This is a genomic window from Ruegeria sp. CDSA246, assembly GCF_059611225.1.
Genome location: NZ_JBXWPD010000007.1, coordinates 188,814 through 209,607 on the forward strand (window position 1 = coordinate 188,814; position 20,794 = coordinate 209,607).

21 protein-coding genes are annotated in these 20,794 nt (G+C 59.5%); 11 read left to right on the plus strand and 10 right to left on the minus strand.

Annotation, left to right across the window (positions count from 1 at the left end; all coding sequences use genetic code 11):
* Position 1: 1 nt before the first annotated feature.
* Together AC2FI9_RS11115 and AC2FI9_RS11120 are read right to left on the minus strand one after the other, a co-directional pair.
* On the minus strand, positions 2-1,048 hold the full coding sequence (locus AC2FI9_RS11115) for an MBL fold metallo-hydrolase (RefSeq protein ID WP_496767615.1): 1,047 nt from the start codon (positions 1,046-1,048) through the stop codon (positions 2-4).
* Entirely contained in the window at positions 1,048-2,751 is a 1,704-nt protein-coding gene (locus AC2FI9_RS11120) for an acyl-CoA dehydrogenase family protein (RefSeq protein WP_496767617.1), read from the minus strand. Before AC2FI9_RS11120 ends, AC2FI9_RS11115 begins: the two co-directional genes overlap by 1 nt.
* A gap of 137 nt (positions 2,752-2,888) precedes the next feature.
* Here AC2FI9_RS11120 and AC2FI9_RS11125 point away from each other — a divergent pair, with 137 nt between their 5' ends.
* Positions 2,889-3,839 carry an L-threonylcarbamoyladenylate synthase gene (locus AC2FI9_RS11125; protein ID WP_496767619.1) on the plus strand — a complete coding sequence of 317 codons (951 nt, stop codon included), beginning with the start codon at positions 2,889-2,891 and terminating at the stop codon, positions 3,837-3,839.
* Here the strand turns inward: AC2FI9_RS11125 and AC2FI9_RS11130 are convergent, their stop codons facing one another.
* Positions 3,840-4,394 (minus strand): YqgE/AlgH family protein, encoded by a 555-nt coding sequence (locus AC2FI9_RS11130; protein WP_109312945.1) that lies wholly within the window; start codon positions 4,392-4,394, stop codon positions 3,840-3,842.
* Positions 4,395-4,539: 145 nt separating this feature from the next.
* On the opposite strand from AC2FI9_RS11130, the gene AC2FI9_RS11135 reads away from it, so the two are divergent.
* Positions 4,540-5,346, plus strand: a complete 807-nt coding sequence (locus AC2FI9_RS11135; protein WP_496767621.1) for a protein-disulfide reductase DsbD domain-containing protein — start codon at positions 4,540-4,542, stop codon at positions 5,344-5,346.
* A 13-nt stretch (positions 5,347-5,359) separates the two neighbouring features.
* The gene (locus tag AC2FI9_RS11140; RefSeq protein WP_496767623.1) at positions 5,360-5,779 is read left to right on the plus strand and encodes an NUDIX hydrolase; all 420 of its coding nucleotides are present in this window, start codon (positions 5,360-5,362) and stop codon (positions 5,777-5,779) included.
* Here the strand turns inward: AC2FI9_RS11140 and AC2FI9_RS11145 are convergent.
* From AC2FI9_RS11145 to AC2FI9_RS11170, 6 genes are all read right to left on the minus strand, one after another.
* Positions 5,776-9,174 carry an efflux RND transporter permease subunit gene (locus AC2FI9_RS11145; protein ID WP_496767626.1) on the minus strand — a complete coding sequence of 1,133 codons (3,399 nt, stop codon included), beginning with the start codon at positions 9,172-9,174 and terminating at the stop codon, positions 5,776-5,778. The two genes, AC2FI9_RS11140 and AC2FI9_RS11145, sit on opposite strands and share 4 nt — an antisense overlap.
* A gap of 5 nt (positions 9,175-9,179) precedes the next feature.
* Positions 9,180-10,634, minus strand: a complete 1,455-nt coding sequence (locus AC2FI9_RS11150; RefSeq protein ID WP_496767628.1) for an efflux RND transporter periplasmic adaptor subunit — start codon at positions 10,632-10,634, stop codon at positions 9,180-9,182.
* A gap of 106 nt (positions 10,635-10,740) precedes the next feature.
* Complete coding sequence (moaB, locus tag AC2FI9_RS11155; RefSeq protein ID WP_496767631.1) at positions 10,741-11,283, minus strand: molybdenum cofactor biosynthesis protein B; 543 nt, start codon at positions 11,281-11,283, stop codon at positions 10,741-10,743.
* A gap of 6 nt (positions 11,284-11,289) precedes the next feature.
* Entirely contained in the window at positions 11,290-11,910 is a 621-nt protein-coding gene (locus AC2FI9_RS11160) for a LysE family translocator (RefSeq protein WP_496767633.1), read from the minus strand.
* Positions 11,907-12,506, minus strand: coding sequence for a metallophosphoesterase family protein (locus tag AC2FI9_RS11165; protein WP_496767635.1), 600 nt, complete (start codon positions 12,504-12,506; stop codon positions 11,907-11,909). The genes AC2FI9_RS11160 and AC2FI9_RS11165 overlap by 4 nt, the downstream gene beginning before the upstream one ends.
* The gene (locus tag AC2FI9_RS11170; RefSeq protein ID WP_496725779.1) at positions 12,503-13,270 is read right to left on the minus strand and encodes a uracil-DNA glycosylase; all 768 of its coding nucleotides are present in this window, start codon (positions 13,268-13,270) and stop codon (positions 12,503-12,505) included. The genes AC2FI9_RS11165 and AC2FI9_RS11170 overlap by 4 nt, the downstream gene beginning before the upstream one ends.
* Positions 13,271-14,029: 759 nt before the next feature.
* Here AC2FI9_RS11170 and AC2FI9_RS11175 point away from each other — a divergent pair.
* From AC2FI9_RS11175 to AC2FI9_RS11205, 7 genes are all read left to right on the plus strand, one after another.
* Complete coding sequence (locus AC2FI9_RS11175) at positions 14,030-14,965, plus strand: aspartate carbamoyltransferase catalytic subunit (RefSeq protein ID WP_170415202.1); 936 nt, start codon at positions 14,030-14,032, stop codon at positions 14,963-14,965.
* Positions 14,962-15,480, plus strand: a complete 519-nt coding sequence (locus AC2FI9_RS11180; RefSeq protein WP_496767637.1) for a hypothetical protein — start codon at positions 14,962-14,964, stop codon at positions 15,478-15,480. The genes AC2FI9_RS11175 and AC2FI9_RS11180 overlap by 4 nt, the downstream gene beginning before the upstream one ends.
* Positions 15,465-15,851 carry a hypothetical protein gene (locus tag AC2FI9_RS11185; RefSeq protein WP_496767639.1) on the plus strand — a complete coding sequence of 129 codons (387 nt, stop codon included), beginning with the start codon at positions 15,465-15,467 and terminating at the stop codon, positions 15,849-15,851. The genes AC2FI9_RS11180 and AC2FI9_RS11185 overlap by 16 nt, the downstream gene beginning before the upstream one ends.
* Positions 15,848-17,128, plus strand: coding sequence for a dihydroorotase (pyrC, locus tag AC2FI9_RS11190; RefSeq protein WP_496767641.1), 1,281 nt, complete (start codon positions 15,848-15,850; stop codon positions 17,126-17,128). Before AC2FI9_RS11185 ends, pyrC begins: the two co-directional genes overlap by 4 nt.
* Positions 17,128-17,733, plus strand: coding sequence for a glycerol-3-phosphate 1-O-acyltransferase PlsY (gene plsY / locus AC2FI9_RS11195; protein ID WP_496738866.1), 606 nt, complete (start codon positions 17,128-17,130; stop codon positions 17,731-17,733). Before pyrC ends, plsY begins: the two co-directional genes overlap by 1 nt.
* On the plus strand, positions 17,730-17,996 hold the full coding sequence (locus AC2FI9_RS11200) for a hypothetical protein (protein ID WP_496767643.1): 267 nt from the start codon (positions 17,730-17,732) through the stop codon (positions 17,994-17,996). The genes plsY and AC2FI9_RS11200 overlap by 4 nt, the downstream gene beginning before the upstream one ends.
* A 195-nt stretch (positions 17,997-18,191) precedes the next feature.
* The gene (locus tag AC2FI9_RS11205; protein ID WP_496767644.1) at positions 18,192-18,665 is read left to right on the plus strand and encodes a YHS domain-containing (seleno)protein; all 474 of its coding nucleotides are present in this window, start codon (positions 18,192-18,194) and stop codon (positions 18,663-18,665) included.
* A gap of 93 nt (positions 18,666-18,758) precedes the next feature.
* Here the strand turns inward: AC2FI9_RS11205 and AC2FI9_RS11210 are convergent, their stop codons facing one another.
* Complete coding sequence (locus AC2FI9_RS11210; RefSeq protein WP_496767646.1) at positions 18,759-19,742, minus strand: quinone oxidoreductase family protein; 984 nt, start codon at positions 19,740-19,742, stop codon at positions 18,759-18,761.
* A 191-nt stretch (positions 19,743-19,933) separates the two neighbouring features.
* Between AC2FI9_RS11210 and AC2FI9_RS11215 the strand changes: the two genes are divergently transcribed.
* Positions 19,934-20,791, plus strand: coding sequence for a DUF2189 domain-containing protein (locus AC2FI9_RS11215; protein WP_113792162.1), 858 nt, complete (start codon positions 19,934-19,936; stop codon positions 20,789-20,791).
* Positions 20,792-20,794 lie beyond the last annotated feature (3 nt).

Here is a 20,794-nt window from a genome sequence, read left to right on the forward strand (position 1 = left end):
TTTACCCTTTGCGCTGAAACTCCCACGCCCCGTCCGCGCGGCGCGTCCGGGTGACAGCTCCAATGTGGTAAAGATGGTTCAGATGTGCAACCGCTTCGACCAGCGCAAGCCCATACTCGCCACCGCTGATCTGACGTTTGAACAAAGGCAGGAAACACTCGGCTGCGGTCTTTGGTTGGTCCAGATAATTCTGCAAACGATCCAATGCACTGTGGTGGTTGTCGATCAGTTGCCTCATCCGAATGGGCAGCCCGGTGAATGGCAGCTTGTGCCCGCCCAGCGCCAGATGATCGGGTCGCGCCAGCCCCTGAAGCCGTTCGCAGGCCTCAAGCCATTCCGCAACCGGATCCGCCAAAGGTTCGGTGACATAGACACCCAGATTGGGACTGATCGAACTGAGGATCTGATCGCCGGTGATCACCAGATTGTCGTTTCGGCTCCAGAACGTGGCGTGTTCGGGGGCATGGCCGTTGCCCATGTGGACATCCCAGTCGCGCCCACCAATGCGGATCACGCTACCTTGCTTGATCCGGGTGAACCCCAACGGCATCGGATAGACAGTGTCGCAATAGTTGAAGGGGCGCTCGGCCATCCGCTTGGCCAGAATGTTGGGTGCCATTCCTGCACTGCGGTAGTAGTCCAGCGTTTCCTGCGGCCAGCTTTCCTGAACGTCCAGCTGCAGCATCCGCGAAAACAGCCAGGCGGTGCGCGACGCCACCAGTTCCACACCATGCTCAGATTGAAACCAACCCGCATTGCCCACGTGATCGGGGTGATGGTGGGTCACGACCACCCGCTTGATGGGCTTGCCCGCCAACGGGCCTGCCATAAGCTTTTCCCAGATGCGTCGTGTTTTTTTCGACGACATTCCTGTGTCGATCACTGTCCAGCCGTCACCATCGTCCAGCGCATAAATGTTAACGTGATCCAGCGCCATGGGCAGCGGCAAACGCATCCACAGGACACCTTCGGCGATCTCGGTCGCCTCGCCTTCGGCCGGAGGCTCAGACCAGGGATATCTGATCGCCAAAGGGGTATCACCGTCCATCAGACTACAAGCTCTTCAGCACTTAGACCGAACACATCGTCTGCGCCGGTCTGAGCCTGTACCAACAGCCCAGCGTATTCAGGCAACAGTGCATTGATATAATACCGGGCCAGTTTTAAGCGTGGGCCATTTGGTTCAGCCAAAGCAGATTTCAGGTGGTAATGCGCACCCAGTACACGGGCGAAGGCGTGCAGGTACGGCACCGCACCGGCAAATCTGTTGTTCATATCGGACTGCGCGACCATCCACTCGGTCGTTTCGCGCAGGCTTTCGGTGGCTTCCCAGACGGGGCCAGCCAGTTCGGGCATGGTCGCCCGGGCCTGTTCTGCATGATCTTCGATCTCATCCAGCAGGCGCGCGGCCGCCTCTCCGCCATCCATCATCTTGCGCGCCACCAAATCCATCGCCTGAATACCGTTGGTGCCCTCGTAGATCGCGGTCACGCGGACGTCGCGATAATACTGAGCCGCACCGGATTCCTCGATGAAGCCCATACCGCCATGGACCTGAACACCGGTCTCAGATACGCGCATTCCCGTCTCGGTGCCAAAAACCTTGCCAATCGGCGTCAAAAGAGCGGCACGTGACATCCAATCGGCGTCGCCCGTTGCGTTGGCCATATCGATGGCTGCGGCGTTGGCCAGCATAATCGCACGCGCAGCGAAAGTGTCAGCACGCATGCTCATCAACATCCGACGCACATCCGCGTGGTCGATAATGGTGCCCGAGGGGGTTTTGCCCTGTTTCCGCTCCAACGCATAGGCCAGCGCGTGCTGATAGGCACCTTCGGCTGCACCCACACCCTGACCACCGACGCCCAGACGCGCGTTGTTCATCATGGTGAACATCGCGGCCATGCCGCCATGTTCCTTGCCTACAAGCCAGCCTTTGGCACCGTCAAACTGCATCACGCAGGTTGGTGAGCCGTGCAGGCCCATCTTGTGCTCGACCGATACGACCTTCAGGTCATTGGCCACACCGGGATTGCCGTTCTCATCTGGCAGCAGTTTGGGCACCAGGAACAGCGAAATACCCTTGGTTCCGGGAACGCCATCGGGCAGGCGCGCAAGTACCAAATGGCAGACATTCTTAGCAAAATCGTTGTCACCCCATGAGATAAAGATCTTCTGCCCCGTGATGGCATATGTGCCGTCACCATTCGAGATCGCTTTTGATGTCAACGCCCCCACATCTGACCCAGCCTGCGGCTCGGTCAGGTTCATCGTCCCCGACCATTCACCCGCCATCATCTTAGGCAGATAGAGCGCCTTGAGCTCATCGCTGGCGTGATGTTCCAGAGCTTCGATCTGGCCCTGTGTCATCAGCGGCGCAAGTTGCAGCGAAAGGCAGGCGGCAGACATCATTTCATTCACGGCGGTGGTCAACGTCATCGGCAGACCCATGCCGCCATAATCCGGATCACCACTCATTCCGACCCAGCCGCCTTCGGCTATGGCTTTCCAGCAATCAGCATACCCGGTCGAGGTACGCAGCACGCCGTTTTCCAAGCGCGCGGGCTCAAGATCACCGGGGCGTTGCAGAGGGGCCATCACCTCTTCGCACAGTTTTCCGGCTTCGGTCAGAATGGCACTGACCACATCGTCGCTGGCTTCCGAGAATTTCTCGGTAGCAGCGATCTTGTCAAAATTGACCGCGTGGCGGAACAAGAATTCATAATCAGAGATTGGGGCGCGATATGGCATGTCTTCCCTCTGGGCTGTCTGATTGCGTTTACGCTGACGGGCTTGGAATTTCCACCGCCCACCTTTATGCATCTGGGTTCCACCGATTAGGTATCGGTCTAAATGCTATACGCAATCAAAACGCGGCGTCACCACCAATGATCCCCAACGGCACTCTGACATTAAACGCCGATCCTGCCGGAATCGCGCAGGCGGCAGACTTGCTGCGCCAGGGTCTTCTGGTGGCTTTCCCGACCGAGACGGTCTACGGCCTGGGCGGCGATGCCCGTAACGGAGAAGCAGTGGCAAGCATCTATGCCGCCAAGGGACGACCCAGTTTTAACCCGCTGATTGCGCATGTAGCTTCGGCCGAAGCTGCACGGCGTTTCGTGACATGGTCCGATAATGCCGAGGCTTTGGCGGCCGCGTTCTGGCCCGGGCCGCTGACTTTGGTGTTGCCGCTGCGGCCGGATCACGGGATATCCTCGCTGGTAACTGCCGGGCTAGACACGCTCGCGGTGCGGGTTCCAGCCCATCCTACGGCGCGCGCGTTGCTGTCCGAGTTTGACGGCCCGGTCGCCGCGCCTTCTGCCAACCCATCCGGACAAATCAGCCCAACAACCGCCGCGCACGTCCTGTCCGGGTTGAATGGGCGCATTGCCGCGGTGCTGGATGACGGCCCATGCGGGGTCGGGTTGGAAAGCACCATTGTGGGTCTAGCGGGCGAGCCTGCCCTTTTGCGCCCCGGCGGTGTTGCGCTGGAACAGATCGAGGTGGTTCTGAAGACTCAGTTGCACCACCACCAACCGGGTGATGCGCTGAACGCGCCCGGTCAGTTGCAATCGCATTATGCGCCGGATGCGCCCGTCCGTCTGAACGCCGGCACCGCCCAAGGCGACGAAGTTCTGCTGGGGTTTGGCGCGGTAGACTGCGATCTGAACCTGTCAGCGAAAGGTGATCTTGCCGAGGCCGCTGCCAACCTGTTCGCCGCGCTGCACAGCCTGAACGACACCGGCAGACCAATTGCTGTGACGCCCATTCCGATACATGGTTTGGGTGCGGCCATTAACGACCGTCTGCGCCGCGCTGCGGCCCCGCGTAACGGCTGATCAGGCGCGCCCGGACTCGGCTGACAGGATCAAGGGGTCAACGCCCAAAGTCGCAAGCGCACCTCCCCATTTTTCATCGTCGGCTACATCGAAGACCAGCTTGGACGACGCCTCGGTCGTGAGCCAGCCGTTCATCGCAATCTCATCCTCAAGCTGACCGGGCCCCCAGCCTGAATAGCCTAGCACCAAAGTGGAGTTCAAAGGCCCGCGCCCCGAGGCAAGATCCTCGAGGATATCCAGCGTTGCGGTCATGCTGAACTCATCCGTGATGTGCATGGAATGCAAGTTCGCCTCGTAATCCGAGCTATGCAGGACAAAACCACGCGACATCTCAACCGGGCCGCCGAAATGGACCAAACGTTCACCCACGACCGGAATCCGGCAAGGGATGTTGAGCTGACTCAACAGAGTTTTCAGCCGCAAGTCCGAAGGTTTGTTGATAATCAACCCCATAGCACCATCTTCACCATGGCTGCACAGATACACCACTGAATGGTCAAAACGCGGATCGCCCATGCCGGGCATCGCAATCAACAGTTTTCCGGTAAGATCCATGGGCCGACATCTCTTAGCAGGTCTGTTTCAACAATGACCTTTGGTCACCCGGAATGGCAAGGGATCAGAGCACATTTCCGCAGATTTCATCCCAGTGACCGGAACGTGACTTGGAATCTGCGCCGCAACCGCGCATTTATGAACCATGAGCGTTAAAAAGATATTTCCGGCGATCGCCCTTACCATCGGCGTGGCCTTACCTGCGACAGCGCAGGTAAAAGGCCCTGTTGCTGAGTTGGACATTCTGGACGGCGGACGTACAGCGAAGGGTACATATTTGAGCGCCGTGCGCGTGACGCTGAAAGACGGTTGGAAAACCTATTGGCGTGCGCCGGGGGATGCCGGGATCCCGCCGGAGTTCAACTGGAACCGCTCGGACAATGTTGGCGAAGTGTCGATTACGTGGCCCGCACCGGATGTCTTTGACCAGAACGGGCTGCAATCGATTGGCTATGAAAACCAACTGGTTCTGCCGGTCGAGATCACGCCGAAAAACCCGGCGCGGCCCGTACGGCTGCAAGGAACAATGGATCTCGGCGTCTGCAAGGATGTCTGTATCCCCGAACAACTGGAATTCGACCATACTCTGGACGCAGAAGCCGGGCGCAACCCGACCATCGCCGCAGCGCTTGCCCAGAGACCCTTTTCTGAACGAGAAGCCAACGTGGCCCAGGCAAGCTGTCACCTGTCGCCAACAGCCGACGGGATGCAGATCGAGGCACGGGTGACAATGCCTTCTGCCGGCGGGCGCGAGGTTGCGGTGATTGAGCCGGGGAACCCTGCGTTGTGGGCATCGCAGACCGAGACGACGCGGACCGGGAATACTCTGATCGCAACCTCTGAGGTGATCAACGCAACAGGCGGGCCATTTGCGCTGGATCGGTCGGAAATTCGGATCACCGTGTTGGGTGCAAATCACGCGGTCGACATTCGGGGATGCAGCGCAGGCTGAGCCCGGTGATTTCATGACACAAACCCCGAAAATCGGCGCCTTGGCGGTTGTTCTGCATCAGGACCATGTGCTCCTGGTGCAGCGCAGCAAGCAACCCGATGCTGGCCTGTGGGGCTTTCCCGGTGGCCATGTCGAATGGGGCGAAACCGTTCTTGAGGCCGCACAAAGAGAGCTGCGCGAGGAGACCTCAGTCATCGCTGAACCACAGCACTATCTGGACAATCTCGATTTACTGCGCCTCGACGACAGTGGCGAAGTCCTGACCCACTACCTGCTGGTGGGGGTTGCCTGTCAGTATCGATCCGGCAGGCCCTTGGCGGGTGACGATGCGCTGGACGCCCGCTGGTTTCCGGTGGATCAGATCCGCCGCGGTGAACTGGAGATGAGTAACCGCGTCATCGACTTACTGGAAACTGCGCTGCGGCGGGCTTAAGTCGCAGGTCTTCTTAGCCGGACATAAAGCAGGCTTGAGATGATCACGCTGACGCACAAAATCAGCGCAGCACCCGCAACGAAGGCACCCAGTCCCATGCGAAGAATGGCCATGCCGTCGTCGGGTGCATAAAGCCCGGACAAGACCCCGATAGGTGCGCCGTAAAACACGGGCCAAACCATCGTGAGCGCAAACCACAAAAGCACGGTAAGACCCGTACATGCCAAAGCCGCCTGCACCACTCGGTCCGGGGCGCGTGCCGCCCGGCGCATCGCTGTCATTGGGCGGGACAGATCGTTCAGAATCGCAAGCAACGCCGGGACCAGCAGCAGGACCAGCAACATTCCAAAGCCCAGCCCATAGACCAAAGTAATGACGGTGGGTTTCAGAAACTGCGCCTGTTGCGACCCTTCATACAGTAGCGGGGTCAGACCCAGAACTGTGGTCAGCGTCGTCAGCATCACAGGCCGCAACCGGTCTGCGGTGCCCTCGACAATCGAAGGCACAAGCCCGCGCTCTTTCTGGTAATCGTCGATGGTCGTCACCAAAACAATCGAGTCGTTGATGATGATCCCCGTCATCCCCAACAGGCCGACAACCGTGAACATGCTCAGCGGGACGTCCCACAGATAGTGTCCCCATATCGCGCCGACCAATCCAAAGGGAATAATCGCCATCACCACCAGTGGCCGCGTCCAGCTGGCAAAGACCCAGGCCAGTACAAGATAGATCCCTGTCAGACACAGGATCAGACCAGTACGGGCCTCGGACAGGAACTCATCTTCCTGTTCGCTCAAACCGGCCATGCGCCATTCGACCTGTCGTTCCGAGGCAATTTTAGGCAGGATTTCCTCGCCCATGGCACGTGCAATCTCTGCCGCGCGCGTCGGATCGTCTTCCGATATGTCACCGTTTACCGAGATTACACGCAGGCCATTTTCGCGCCGGACGGTCGAGAATCCGGACTTTCGCTCGACCGAAACGATATCGGCCAACGGCACATACACTCCATCGGGTGTACGCATCAGAGTGCGCTCCAAGAAATCGGCGGTCAGCTCTCCCTCAGGCAACTCTACCCTGATCTCGGCACTGCGCGGGCCATCCGGGAAGGTCGCCGCCTCGATCCCGTTCAGACGATCCCGTAACACACGACCCAGCGTTTCAATCCGGAACCCCAGCGCCTGACCCTGTGCCGTCAGGTCCAGAATGTACTCTTCCTTGTCATAGGCAAGGTTGTCTTCCAGCGCCGAAACCTCGGGATATTTTGACAGCTCGTTCTGCAAATCCTCGGAAGCAGATTTGAGCGTGTTCACATCCGCGCCATAGAACTGGACATCAATGGCATCACCACCGGGACCCGAGCGCCATCCCCGGAAGCTGAGCAGTTCGACCTTCGGGTGGCGAGGAACAAAATCCTGCAACTCACCCACAAACTCAAAGCTGGAATAGGGGCGCAGATCCGCATCAATCAGCTCGATAGAAATACCACCCAGCAAATCAGCATCTTTACCATCGGCAGCAGCCAGCCCCCAACCTGCGGACCCGCCGACCTCGGCCAGAACATAGTCGATCGGGTTGCGACCGTGGCGGTCTTCATAGATTTGGCCCAACTCTTCGGTCGCACGTTGCAACTCGTGCATCATGGCCACAGTCTCGGCGCGGGTGGCACCTTCGACCATTATGAAGTTGCCCGTGACCGAGCCACGCTCGGGCGCGTTAAAGAACCGCCAGTTCACGTCGCCGCGAATGAACAGGGCAATCTGACTCGCCAGGATCACCACCATCATGGCAACCACCACATAGCGTGCCCAGACGACCCAGGCGATCAATGGGCGGAACAAATGGTCCCGCACCCAGCGGAACCCGCGATTGACCACGCGGTTGGGCAGATCATACCAGTGTTCTTTGGTGGAATGCGCGATGGCATGCGCCATGTGGTTTGGCAAAATGAGGAAGCATTCGATCAGTGAGGCAATCAATACCGCGATAACAGTAAAGGGGATGTCGCGGATCAACTCGCCAAACCGGCCGCCAACCAGGGTCAGACCAAAAAAGGCGATCACGGTCGTCAGGGTCGCCGCAAAGACCGGCATCGCCATACGCCGTGCCGCCCGTTCAGCGGCCACCATCGGTGCCTCACCCAACCGGCGCGCGCGAAAATCGGCATGTTCACCCACGACGATGGCGTCATCCACAACAATGCCCAGCGTGATGATCAGGCCGAACAGGGACACCATGTTGATGGACAGCCCGCCGATATACATGAAGGCGATCGCGGCAGACATGGCAACCGGAATACCTGCTGCGACCCAAAAGGCAATCCGCGCGTTCAGGAACAGAAACAGCAAACAGACAACAAGGCCCAATCCGACGAGACCATTGTCGACCAGAATATCCAGACGATCGGTGATCGCCTGGGCGCGGGTTCGGATCAATTCGATCGTCACCCCTTCGGGAACGCTGGCTTGCATTTCCTTTACGACGTCTTCGACGGTGTGCTGAATTTCGATCGCGTCACCTAGATTCGAGCGATCTACGCGCACGGACATCGCCGGATTTTCGCCCACGAAGTAGCTGCGATTGCGATTGACCCCCTCCACACGGATCTGCGCCACATCACCCACCAGCAACTTGGATCCATCCGCAAAATTGCGCAGGGCGATGCCTTCGATTTCTTCGGGTGTGCGCTTTTCCGTACCTGTACGGATGCGGGCATTCGCCCCGGTAACATCGCCTGCGGGGTTTGCGTTGACCTCAGCCGCGACGGCCGATGCGACCTCGGACAGTGTGATGTCGTTGGCAATCAGTTGTGCGGTCGGTATCTCGACCACGATGCGTGGCGCGGCAAGCCCCCGGATTGTGGTGCGCGTCACCCCGACCGCGAACAATCTGTTGATCAACTCGTCCGTGAACTTGGCCAGTTGATCAGGATCGACAGGCCCTGTCACAACCACATCTGTAACCCGATCCCGCCAGGCGCCCCGCCGGATTGTCGGTTCTTCGGCATCGTCGGGCAGGCTGGTTACACTGTCGACGGCAGTCCGGACCTCCTCGACAGCGCGGGACATGTCCCAGTTCGGCTCGAACTCCAGCCGAATGCTGGCGCGCCCCTCGCGCGAGGTTGCTTCGGTGCTGGCGACACCCTCGACCGCCAGCAAGGCGGGTTCAAGCACCTGAATGATCCCGTTGTCCACATCTTCGGGACCGGCCCCATCCCAGTCCACACTCACGTCGACACGTTCCAAAACCACATCGGGAAAGAACTGCGCCCGCATATTCGGGATTGCCGCCGCACCCAGTACCAGCATCACCAGCAGCAGCAGGTTTGCCACCGTTCTGTGACGCGTGAAGTAACTGAGGATGCCGCCTGCCGCGCTGGGGATCTCGCGCATCATGGCGCTTAACCCCCCGCCCGGTTTTCAAGCCGCTGAACCAGCGCGGCGGGCACCTTGGCCTCGCTCAACTGACCCAGAACCCGTTCTTTGACGTCCTTTGACATGCGCGTGCTGGCCTCGACCTGAGCGACCAGCCGGGCGCGCTGTTCCTCGGACAGCTCAACCAGATCCGGTGCAGCCCCGGCGCTGTCATCTATCCGCAGGGGCCGGACACGTACGCCCGATCCCAGTAGAGGTGTCCGGCCGATCACGACCTCACGCCCCGCCAGCCCATCGCCGCGCAGCAAAACCTCATCGCCCTGGCGCCGGATCAGTTGCACCGGAAGCGCTTCGAGCCTGTCATTTTCATCCAAAACCAACACCGTTCCGACCGCATCCAAGGCCGACGATGGCAACCGCACTACGTTGTCCAACGGTTGTTCCTGCACGGTGACAGTAACAAAGTCACCCGGCTTGAACCCCGACGCCTCATCCAGTCGGGCATAGATCAAACGCCCGGTCTGGCCTTCGCCCGCCGATCCGCTGTCGCGGCTAATTCGGCCTTGTGCGGTCAGGTCGGTGCCCGTGACCTCAAGCGAGATTGTCACCGGTGCGTCGATCAGATCACCGGCTGCGTCCAGCAATCGGACGTATTGCGCGGTTGAGACGCGGAATGCCACCTCCAACGCATTGGGGTCGACAAGTTCCGCCAGCTTTTCGTTCGCGGACACCAGCCGTCCTTCGACTAGCGTTACATCCGTCAATGTGCCCCCGAACCGGGCGCGGATTGTCATATCATCCAGATCGCGTTCAGCAGCCTCAAGCGCAATGCGGGCTCGTGACAACAGGGTGGTCGCCTGATCGACGCGGGATTCTGCCTGAGCCAGCGCAATCCGCCGCGCCAGCACGGCCTGCTGCGCAGCTGCTTTTGCAAGCTCTGCCTCTTCCACAGATGCTGCGGCCCCGACGCCACGTGTCTGCAAATCCTGCTGACGCTGCAGGGCGCGCCCACGCAGCTCTGCCTGTGCCTCGGCCGAATTCAATTCATCCTGCGCCAGCAGCAGCGACCGCTCCGCGTCACGCTCTTCAAACTGCGCGTCCAACAAATCAGATTTTGCCCGGTCCAACGCGGACTGGGCGTCTGCGGGATCAAGTTCAACCAGGACTTCGCCTGTTGTTACCACACCGCCATCTTCAAAATCTTCGGCCAGCCCGACAACACGCCCGCCTAGCGCGGCGCGCAGTTCTAACCTGCGACGGCTTTGAACCTCGCCAAAGGCTTCGAGATATGGGGTGACGGTTTCCAATTCCGCGGACCGAACAGAAACGGCAAAGACACGCTCGCGCGCCTGCGGCGCGGATTCTTCCCGCGTCAGAACGTCTTGCACGGCACCCGAAATCATCTGCGCAGCCACAAACAAAAGGGCCACCGTCAACGACGTCAAAAAGACTCCAACAAGGCTTTGCCTCAGAAATCGCATATATAAATCACCCCGGTTGCATCAGGCTGCCATTAGCAAAAGGTAGCTGGGCAGCAAAAAATGCCAAGCCACAAAGCGGTTATGATCGGTTTAACGTGCGACCAGTCTACTTCCGTCGCAAATGTTCGTCCAATCTGGGCATTATTTCGACGAAATTGCAGGGACGGTGGCGATAATCGAACTGTTTCTCCAATATCCCGTCCCAGGCGTCCTTGCAGGCACCGGGACTGCCGGGCAATGCAAACAGGTAGGTGCCACCCGCGACCCCACCGGTCGCACGTGATTGCACGGCCGACGTACCAATCTTCTCCATTGAAACGATTGTGAACACCGTGCCGAAAGCCTCGATTTCCTTCTCATAGACATCGCGATGCGCTTCGACCGTTACGTCGCGGCCCGTCAGGCCCGTACCACCGGTTGAAATCACCACGTCTATCTCAGGATCCGCAATCCAGACACGTAACTGATCGGCGATCTGAGTGCGCTCATCCTGTATGATGCGGCGATCGGCAACCCTGTGCCCTGCTCCTTCGATGCGATCAACAAGTGTCTGGCCGGATTTGTCCTCATCCATCGACCGCGTATCCGAAACGGTAAGCACGGCGATACGGACCGGAATGAAGTCTTTGGTCTCATCAATGCGCGACATGTTTCCTCAGGCCCTTTCCAAGATGGCAAGCCGGATGGCGAGGGCTGTGAAGATCCCCCCGGTCACCCAGCCCATGATGCGTGAGGCGCGCGGGTTCGCGATCAGCACCCGCCCCGCACCACCGGCAAATATTCCAACAAGCCCGTTCACCACAAATCCGCCCAACGCAATGATGGACCCGAAAATCAGGAACTGCAGCAGGATCGATCCCGCCGCCGGGTCTACGAATTGCGGAATGAAGGCCAGTACGAACAGAATTACCTTGGGATTGGTCAGGTTCACCACCAGCCCGTCCCGGAATGCCAATTGGGTGGGACCGGACGGAGCATCCGCAGAGACCGCCCCATTGCGAAACGCCCCCCAGGCGAGATACAGCAGATAAGCAACACCCATCCAGCGGATCACATCGAACAGCCAGGGCATCGTGGCCACCGCCGCTCCTAGACCAAGACCCGCTACCAGAACGTGAACCATCGATCCGGCGGAAATACCTGCGCTGGCGGCGATTGCAGGCCGCGCCCCGGACCGCAGCCCCTGCCCAAAGCAGAACATCATGTCGGCCCCGGGGGTCAGATTCAGGGCAATTGCCGCCGGGATAAACGCCAGCAGTGTAACTGTATCAATCACGTGGTGACCTCGAACCAATTTACCGTGGGGCCAAGATTGGCGATCTGCGTCACGCCGATTGCGCCTCGGTAGCCCCAACTGTCATGGATATGGCCACAAAGGGCAATTTGCGGCTGCAACCGCTCGATTGCGTCACGGACCGCCACCGAACCTACCGCATCGCCCGTCGATGTAAGATCGCCGTGACCCTTGGGCGGAGAATGGGCAATCAGGATGTCAGCCCCTTCACACCGGTCCAGCAACTCAGCCGCTTCGGGGTCCGTCAGATCACAGGACCACTCACCGAATGGTGTCACCGGCACGCCGTAACCAAGGCCAAACAGACGCAGCCCATCCACGGTCATGCCTGTGCCGTGCAAAACATGCACGCCTTCAGGCGCAGCGTCGGTCAGTTCACCTGCACTTTCGGCATTGCCCGGAACCAGAACCAGCGGCGCATTGATACCAGAGAGCATCGCCATCGCGTCATCCAGCCCTCGCCGCATGTTGCAATAATCTCCGACTCCGATAACCAGATCAGCCTCATCGCTGGATGCAACGACGTCTGCGGCACGGTTTCGCGCCATATGCAGGTCCGAGAATGCGAGGATTTTCATGCCTTGCCCTCCAGCCTTGCTTTAAGTTCCAGCAAATCAGCCCATGCCTGCCGCTTCATCTGTGGCTGTCGCAGCAGATATGCAGGATGGAACATCGGGATAGCCGGCAAGTCCATCGCCTGATCCCACTGACCCCGAAGCCGCGTGATCCCCCGTTTGCCCAGAACAGCCTGACAGCTGATATTGCCCATCACCACCAGAACCTCGGGTTTGGCCAAGGCCACGTGCCGTTCGAGAAACGGCTTCATCATGCCAATCTCTTCGGGCTTGGGATCCCGGTTCTGCGGCGGACGCCAAGGCAGGACGTTGGTGATATAGACGTTTTCGGTTCGGTTTAGATCAATTGCCGCCAGCATCCGGTCCAACAACTGACCGGCGCGTCCGACAAAGGGCTTGCCCTCGCGGTCTTCATCGCGCCCCGGAGCCTCTCCGATAATCATCACCCTCGCACCCGGGGTGCCGTCGGCAAAGACCAACTGCCGCGCACCGCGCTTCAACTCGCAATGATCAAACGCGTCCATAGCCGCCTGCAACTGATCGAGCGTCCCTGCAGCCTGTGCCGCAGATTTCGCAACCGCAACCGGATCAAGCTGCTTGGGTTTTTCTGGTGCGGACTGGGCCTTTGCGGGTTTCTTGGCTTTGGGCGCGGAATCCGGCAACGCATAGCGATCCACCGGTGCATCACCGATCGCATCCGTCGCACCCAGTTCGATCTGCCATTCCAGCAGGGCGCGGGCAGTATGATAGTCCAAAGCCGATTCCATAACCCTCAATCTAACCACCTTTTGAAGGAGGGAAAGCGAATAGGCCTTGATTGGTCGGTCCGTCGCACCGACCATTGGCGTATTCATGTTGTTTGTATTGCGATTCTTTCTCATCAGTTTGCTGCTGACCATGCTCAGTGGCCCGGCCTCTGCGCAGTTTCAGGACCGATACGGGCAGTGCCGTGCCGGTCAGTTCAAATGCGGCAGTACCTGCTGTTCGGGCGGCCAAAGATGCAGCTTTGACGGGAACTGCATTCCGCTGGGCGGCACCTATTGCGGTGGCGGCAGAACCTGCGGCCCATTCGAGCGCTGCGTGGCGGGCGGCACCCGGTGCGCCCCAGCCGGGCAAAATAAGTGCAGATCGCGTCTGGATTGCCCCGGCGGTAGCATCTGCAACGCGCGCGGGGAATGCGAGAAGATAACGCCCGACATTCAGGAACTGCCTTCTCTAACGTGTGACGACGGTCGCATTTGCGGATCCGGATCGTCTTGCCTGCCGGGTGGCGGATGTACACGCCCTGGCTGGTATCTTTGCGAAAAAACCGGGTCTCAGTGCCGTCAGGGATTCAAATGTTCAAAAAACCAGGGATGTGTTCCTGTTAAGGCCATCGACTGCGGATACGGCAAGTGGTGCAAGCCCGGCGAACAGTGTCTGCCCGAAGGCGGGTGCGAGAAACTGCCAGAAGGATCTGATCCTTAGGTTGCCTTGGGCTGCGTGGCTTCTTATAAGCGGCGCGATTGTCAGACAGGAGCCCGCCAATGCGTTTCGCCCATCGTCACCTTCTTGGCATCGAACACCTGTCGCAATCCGATATCACTGCCATTCTCGATCTGGCCGAGAAATATGTCGACATGAACCGCCAGTCGACCAAGCATTCCGACGTGCTGTCAGGGCTGACGCAAATCAACATGTTCTTCGAGAACTCAACCCGCACGCAGGCCAGTTTCGAAATCGCAGGCAAGCGGCTGGGTGCGGACGTGATGAATATGGCGATGCAGGCCAGCTCGATCAAAAAGGGCGAGACGCTGATCGACACAGCGATGACGCTGAATGCGATGCACCCCGATTTGTTGGTGGTGCGCCATCCGCATTCCGGCGCGGTTGACCTGCTGGCGCAGAAGGTGAATTGCGCGGTGCTGAATGCCGGCGATGGCAAGCACGAACACCCGACGCAAGCTCTGCTGGACGCGCTGACCATTCGCCGCGCCAAGGGTCGCCTGCACCGGCTGAACATTGCGATCTGCGGCGATGTCGCTCATTCCCGCGTTGCCCGGTCAAACCTGATCCTGCTGGGCAAAATGGAAAACCGCATTCGCCTGATCGGGCCGCCGACATTGGTTCCGTCGCAATTCGCAGATTTTGGGGCCGAAATTTACGACGACATGAATGAAGGTCTAAAGGACGTCGACGTCGTCATGATGCTGCGCCTCCAGAAAGAGCGGATGGACGGCGGCTTTATCCCGTCGGAGCGGGAATACTACCACCGCTATGGCCTCGACGCTGCGAAACTGGCACAGGCCAAACCCGACGCCATCGTCATGCACCCCGGTCCGATGAATCGCGGGGTCGAGATTGACGGAACACTGGCAGACGACATCAACCGGTCCGTTATTCAGGAACAGGTCGAAATGGGCGTCGCCGTTCGCATGGCCGCAATGGAACTGTTGGCCCGCAACCTGCGCGAGGCAGCATGAGTGATCTGATCGTCGCCCCCCACGAATACGGCGTCCTGCGCCTGTTTCAGCTGGACATGCGGCCCGAGGCAGCAAAGTTCCTGCGCGAACCGGGCGCCGCCGACCAGGTTCTGGGTGTCGAGGGTCTGGATCCCGTTCAGATCGACATCTTTCCCGTATCAGATCTCGAGGAACTGGGTCTTTATGGCTATCTCAACGAAGGGTGCGGCGTTCCCAAAGATCAGCTGGACTGGGCTGCGCTGGAGAGCGTTGAAGGCTGGGTCATGGTTGTGCGCAGTGCTGCTTTTCAGGGACGTGCCGCCACTTTGCAACCGGACCCCAAAGTGCACCTGATTGGCCTTTACACTGAAGAGGCGACAAGCTGGACCGGTGGGGCAATTAAAACCGAAAGCGCGAAACCGTTTTCGGCCCCGCAAACCCCGCCACAGGACGACAAACCAGGCCGTATTGGGTCGGCCATGCTGGCAGTGGTGGCGCTGGTGGTCATCGGAGGCATCCTGTGGCTGATCCTGTGACCTTCACCCCCGACAAAGGCGCGTATATCCGCACGAATACATGGCTGGCCGCCGGGGCCATGGCCGTCGCGATGATCGTGCTGTGGCTGGTCGGCAACCCCTACGTCTGGACCGGGGCGCCCGCTGGTCTTGCCGCGGTCGCCTTTCGCGCATGGTACCTGGCCTCAGAAGAACTGACCACCACATGGAAGATGACGGACACCACCCTAACCGGCCCCGGCCCGCGCAATGTGGCACTGAACCAGATAGAGGCGGTCAACCTCATGGGCAGCTTCGTCCAGATCGTCACCAAGGGCGGCGACAAGCATCTGATCAAGTATCAGGCGGACCCCGCCGCCACCAAAGCCGCCATCGAAAGGGCAATGGCATGAACAACACTATTTTCACCAACGCCCGCCTGATCGACCCGGAAACCGGCACCGACAGCCCTGGCTGGCTACAAGTATCCGACGGTCGGATTACTGCGCGCGGCGAAGGGGATGCTCCGACGTTGGAGGCGCAGGTCGTCGATTGTGGCGGGCAGTGCCTTGCCCCCGGTATCGTCGATATCGGCGTCAAGGTCTGCGAACCGGGTGAGCGGCACAAGGAAAGCTATAAGTCCGCCGGTCTGGCCGCTGCAGCCGGAGGCGTGACCACCATCGTGACCCGCCCCGATACCAGCCCCGCGATCGACACGCCCGAAAGTCTGGAGTTCGTCACACGCCGAGCGCAGGCCGACACTCCGGTCAACGTCCTGCCAATGGCCGCGTTGACCAAAGGTCGCGAAGGGCGCGAGATGACTGAGATCGGATTCCTGCAGGATGCCGGTGCCGTCGCCTTTACTGACTGCGATCACGTGATCGCCAACACCAAGGTGTTTTCCCGCGCCCTGACCTATGCCCGGGCCTGTGGCGCGCTGGTCATCGCCCACCCGCAAGAACCCATCCTCAGCAATGGTGCCGCAGCCACTAGTGGTAAATTCGCCGTGCTGCGTGGCTTGCCCGCCGTCTCACCAATGGCCGAGCGGATGGGACTGGACCGCGACATCGCTCTGCTAGAGATGACCGGGGCCACCTATCACGCCGACCAGATCACCACCGCCCGCGCCCTGCCTGCGCTGGAGCGGGCCAAGCGGAATGGGCTGGACATCACGGCAGGTACGTCAATCCACCACCTGACGCTGAATGAACTGGACGTGGCCGACTATCGCACCTTCTTCAAGGTCAAGCCGCCGCTGCGATCCGAGGATGACCGGCAAGCGGTCATCGAAGCGGTGCGGACCGGCCTGATTGATACGATCAGTTCCATGCACACGCCTCAGGATGAGGAAAGCAAACGCCTGCCGTTTGAAGAGGCGGCCTCTGGCGCGGTGGCGCTGGAAACACTGCTACCCGCGGCCTTGCGTCTGTATCATGCCGGGCAGCTGGACCTGCCGACACTGTTCCGCGCAATGGCCCTGAACCCGGCAAAACGACTAGGGCTGGACAGTGGTCGTCTGTCCGAAGGCGCGCCTGCGGATCTGGTGCTGTTTGACCCGGATGTGCCCTTTGTGCTGGACCGGTTCTCGCTGAAATCGAAATCGCAGAACACACCGTTTGACGGCCAGCGGATGCAGGGTAAGGTCACCGCAACTTTCGTTGCAGGCCAAGAAGTTTACCGGAGACCCTGATGCCCGTCATTGACAGTACAACGACCCAGCTGATCCTCTGGGCAACCTTTGGGTATCTGATGGGGTCGATCCCGTTTGGCATGGTCCTGGCCAAGGTGATGGGCTTGGGCAATCTGCGCAACATCGGTTCGGGCAATATCGGCGCAACCAATGTTCTGCGGACGGGCAACAAGACCGCCGCGGCCCTGACCCTGATTTTCGACGCCGCAAAAGGCGGGGTTGCCGTTCTGGTGGCGCGTGCCCTAGCGGGCGAGGATGCCGCGCAGATTGCGGCGCTGGCCGCACTTTTGGGCCATTGCTTTCCGGTTTGGCTGGGATTTAAGGGCGGCAAAGGGGTCGCCACGTTCCTGGGTATCTGGCTGGCGTTGGACTGGCGCGTCGGTGTGGCCTGTTGCCTGATCTGGCTGGTTGCAGCTGCAATCTGGCGCATCTCATCCCTTGCGGCACTTGCGGCGGCGGCAACGTCCACTATCTGGGCCCTTCTGCTGACAGGTTCGCAAACGCTGCTACTGGCTGGCGTCCTGACCCTGTTGGTCTATTGGCGCCACAGCGCGAATATTGCCCGCATCAAATCCGGCACTGAACCAAAAATCGGACAGTCTTGAGCGCCTCGGAAGCCTTCCTGACCGCCTTTTTTGCTATCCCCAAGGGGTCGTCGACCGGGCATGCCCACGGCAGGCGGTATATCGTCAGTCGAACGGAATTTTCCGGCGGCAAGTCCCAGAAACTTGCCGCACGCGCACTGGACGGCAGCGACTACATCAGCCTGAACCTTTATTTGACCAAACGTGGATCTCTTCTTCGCCCCTGCGAAATGCCCGCGGAAAAAGTCACCGAATTCGTTTTGGATTTCGCGCCCGATACCTAAGGCCTACCCTGCATTTGTGAACAGTGCCTCTTCGCCCCTGCACATTCACAATTGATTGCTTTGAACGTGATGGGCCGCCTGCCCACTTGGGTTCCGTGACGACCAATTGCGGGTCTCACGGACAAAAAAACTCTTGGGTTGTCTGGGCGCAATTTTCTGCGCCACGTGGCGGCCCCTTCACGAAAGGTGAAAACAATGAACAAGTTCAAATCTCTTATCGGCGGCGTCGCTCTGTCTGTTGCCATTGCAAGCTCGGCTCTGGCCGCTGGTGTTGAACTGAACGCAAGCTCGACCGGTCTGGCCATGCAGGGCTATGATCCCGTTGCCTACTTCACCGTTGGCGAGCCGACCAAAGGTGACTACCGCATCACCACACTGCACAACGACGCAATGTATCGCTTTGCCAATGAAGAAAACAAAGCCGCGTTCGAAGAAAACCCCGAGGCCTACCTGCCTGCATATGGCGGCTACTGCGCATTCGGCGCTGCGATGGGCTTCAAGTTTGACGGTGACCCGACCTATTGGAAGATCGTTGACAACAAGCTGTACCTGAACCTGTCGCAAGACATCCAGCAGCGCTGGGAAGGTGACATCCCGGGCTTTGTTGAACAAGCCAGCGCCAATTGGGAAACCATCGCGGATAAAACACCGGCGGAACTGCAGCAATAATTTGCAGACATTTCCCAAAAAGGCGGCGGCAGAGTATTCTGCCGCCGCTTTTCGTTTCAAGATCAAACACCGGCGAGCCGGGTTCAGTCGGTCTTACGGTTCAAGCACCGTGCTGCCTGTGGTCTGACGCGCTTCCAGAACCCGATGCGCCTCGGCCACCTGATCCAACGGGAACCGCTGATCGATGTGGATTTTGACCTCACCGCCCTCAACCTTGCCGAACAGCCGCCGTGCCATTGCCTGACAGACGGAAGGGTCGGCGATATGGGTAAACAGGGTCGGTCGAGTGATTTTCAAGGAACCTTTCTTGCCCAAAATACCGATATCCATCAACGGGACCGGGCCTGAGGCATTGCCGAATGAGATCATCATTCCCAAAGGCTTCAGGCAGTCCAGCGAGCCATTGAACGTGTCCGCGCCGATGGAATCCATGACCACATCCACACCTTTGCCGCCGGTGATTTCGGCCACACGTTCAGCAAAGTTCTCGGTCCGGTAGTTGATGCAATGCGCAGCCCCGTTGAACTGCGCGAGGCTGCATTTCTCATCTGTTCCGGCTGTTCCGATCAGGGTGATGCCCTCGGACTTGGCCCATTGGCAGGCAATCAGACCAACGCCACCGGCGGCCGCGTGAAACAGAACCGTGTCACCCCGTTTCAAAGGCGTTGTCCGGTGAAACAGATACTCGACCGTCATCCCCTTGAGCATCATCGCCGCAGCCGCGTCAAAAGAAATCCCTTCGGACAACGGACATACCTGCGCCGCTGGCATCACGCGCGCCTCACAATAGGCCCCGGCGGGTGCTGTGGCATAGGCCGCGCGCTGGCCCGGTTTCAGATGGGTAACACCTTCGCCAACGGCCTCAATCACACCTGCCGCTTCCATGCCCAGCGCGTGCGGTAAATCCATCGGGTACAACCCGGTACGCTGGTAGACATCAATGAAGTTCAGCCCACAGGCCCGGTGGCGGATGCGAACCTCGCCGGGTCCGGGGTCGCCCAAGGGCCGGTCTTCGATCTTTAAAACTTCGGGGCCGCCGTGTTCGTGAATGACGACGGTTCTTGCCGTTTGCTGCATGCTGACCTCCTGTTGCCTGACGCCAAGCTAACACGACTGTGAAACAGGGCAATTGGAAGGTTTTTGCCGCCACGCAACCACAGCGCGAAAAACTGTGCTATACTGGGGTCTGAGCGTTGCCGGCTGGTCCGGCCAAAGGCAACCACCGCCGGATTCAACCCGTTGCGCACTGGCAAAGGGAGGGGATCAAGATGGCCAAAACAATAGGAAATCCGATCAGTTGGGCCGCCCGAAACATCGGCGCGACCGGCGATCATATTACCGAAAGCGTGCACCACATCGGCAGCGCGGACACTCGGCATCTGCCGCAGGTGCAAACACTGACGATGCAGGACCTGAAGGCCTGTTTGCAGGCCGGATACAATGATTTTCTGGAAACGCGGGCAGATGCCATTTTCATCATACTGGTTTACCCAATCGCAGGTCTGCTGATGTTCGGCTTCGGCCTGAATCGCAACATGGTGCCCCTACTGGCACCGCTGATCATGGGTTTCGCACTAGTCGGTCCGATCGCAGCCGTGGGCCTTTACGAAATCAGCCGCAAACGCGAGCAAGGCGGCGAGGTCCATTGGCTGGACGCCTTGGGCGTCTTCCGGTCCCCGTCCTTCGGTGCAATTCTGGCTTTGGGGTTCTATCTGGTCATGCTGCTGCTGGTCTGGCTGATGGTCGCGCAGAGCATCTATGTGCATACGCTTGGGCCTGATCTGCCCACCTCACTCGGGGCTTTCGTGACTCAGGTGTTCACCACGGGCGCAGGCTGGTCCATGATCATTTTCGGCAATGCGATCGGGTTTCTATTCGCGCTGGTCGCATTGGCCATGAGCGTCGTCAGCTTTCCATTGCTGTTGGACCGTCCTGTCGGACTGCCGGTGGCCGTCGTGACGTCGGTCCGGGTGTTGCGGCATAACCCCGGTGTCATTTTGGCATGGGGGTTCATCGTAGCGGCCCTGTTGATCATCGGAGCCATCCCGATGCTGCTGGGGCTGATCGTTGTCATGCCAGTCCTGGGCCATGCAACCTGGCATCTTTACCGCCGCGCAGTGGTCTGATCG

What these genes read in the sequence shown, in the direction of transcription:
- AC2FI9_RS11115 (WP_496767615.1), bottom strand. Translation starts at nt 1,048, where the DNA reads ATGGACGGTGATACCCCTTTGGCGATCAGATATCCCTGGTCTGAGCCT.
- AC2FI9_RS11120 (WP_496767617.1), bottom strand. Translation starts at nt 2,751, where the DNA reads ATGCCATATCGCGCCCCAATCTCTGATTATGAATTCTTGTTCCGCCAC.
- AC2FI9_RS11125 (WP_496767619.1), top strand. Translation starts at nt 2,889, where the DNA reads ATGATCCCCAACGGCACTCTGACATTAAACGCCGATCCTGCCGGAATC.
- AC2FI9_RS11130 (WP_109312945.1), bottom strand. Translation starts at nt 4,394, where the DNA reads ATGGATCTTACCGGAAAACTGTTGATTGCGATGCCCGGCATGGGCGAT.
- AC2FI9_RS11135 (WP_496767621.1), top strand. Translation starts at nt 4,540, where the DNA reads ATGAGCGTTAAAAAGATATTTCCGGCGATCGCCCTTACCATCGGCGTG.
- AC2FI9_RS11140 (WP_496767623.1), top strand. Translation starts at nt 5,360, where the DNA reads ATGACACAAACCCCGAAAATCGGCGCCTTGGCGGTTGTTCTGCATCAG.
- AC2FI9_RS11145 (WP_496767626.1), bottom strand. Translation starts at nt 9,174, where the DNA reads ATGATGCGCGAGATCCCCAGCGCGGCAGGCGGCATCCTCAGTTACTTC.
- AC2FI9_RS11150 (WP_496767628.1), bottom strand. Translation starts at nt 10,634, where the DNA reads ATGCGATTTCTGAGGCAAAGCCTTGTTGGAGTCTTTTTGACGTCGTTG.
- moaB (WP_496767631.1), bottom strand. Translation starts at nt 11,283, where the DNA reads ATGTCGCGCATTGATGAGACCAAAGACTTCATTCCGGTCCGTATCGCC.
- AC2FI9_RS11165 (WP_496767635.1), bottom strand. Translation starts at nt 12,506, where the DNA reads ATGAAAATCCTCGCATTCTCGGACCTGCATATGGCGCGAAACCGTGCC.
- AC2FI9_RS11170 (WP_496725779.1), bottom strand. Translation starts at nt 13,270, where the DNA reads ATGGAATCGGCTTTGGACTATCATACTGCCCGCGCCCTGCTGGAATGG.
- AC2FI9_RS11175 (WP_170415202.1), top strand. Translation starts at nt 14,030, where the DNA reads ATGCGTTTCGCCCATCGTCACCTTCTTGGCATCGAACACCTGTCGCAA.
- AC2FI9_RS11180 (WP_496767637.1), top strand. Translation starts at nt 14,962, where the DNA reads ATGAGTGATCTGATCGTCGCCCCCCACGAATACGGCGTCCTGCGCCTG.
- pyrC (WP_496767641.1), top strand. Translation starts at nt 15,848, where the DNA reads ATGAACAACACTATTTTCACCAACGCCCGCCTGATCGACCCGGAAACC.
- plsY (WP_496738866.1), top strand. Translation starts at nt 17,128, where the DNA reads ATGCCCGTCATTGACAGTACAACGACCCAGCTGATCCTCTGGGCAACC.
- AC2FI9_RS11205 (WP_496767644.1), top strand. Translation starts at nt 18,192, where the DNA reads ATGAACAAGTTCAAATCTCTTATCGGCGGCGTCGCTCTGTCTGTTGCC.
- AC2FI9_RS11210 (WP_496767646.1), bottom strand. Translation starts at nt 19,742, where the DNA reads ATGCAGCAAACGGCAAGAACCGTCGTCATTCACGAACACGGCGGCCCC.
- AC2FI9_RS11215 (WP_113792162.1), top strand. Translation starts at nt 19,934, where the DNA reads ATGGCCAAAACAATAGGAAATCCGATCAGTTGGGCCGCCCGAAACATC.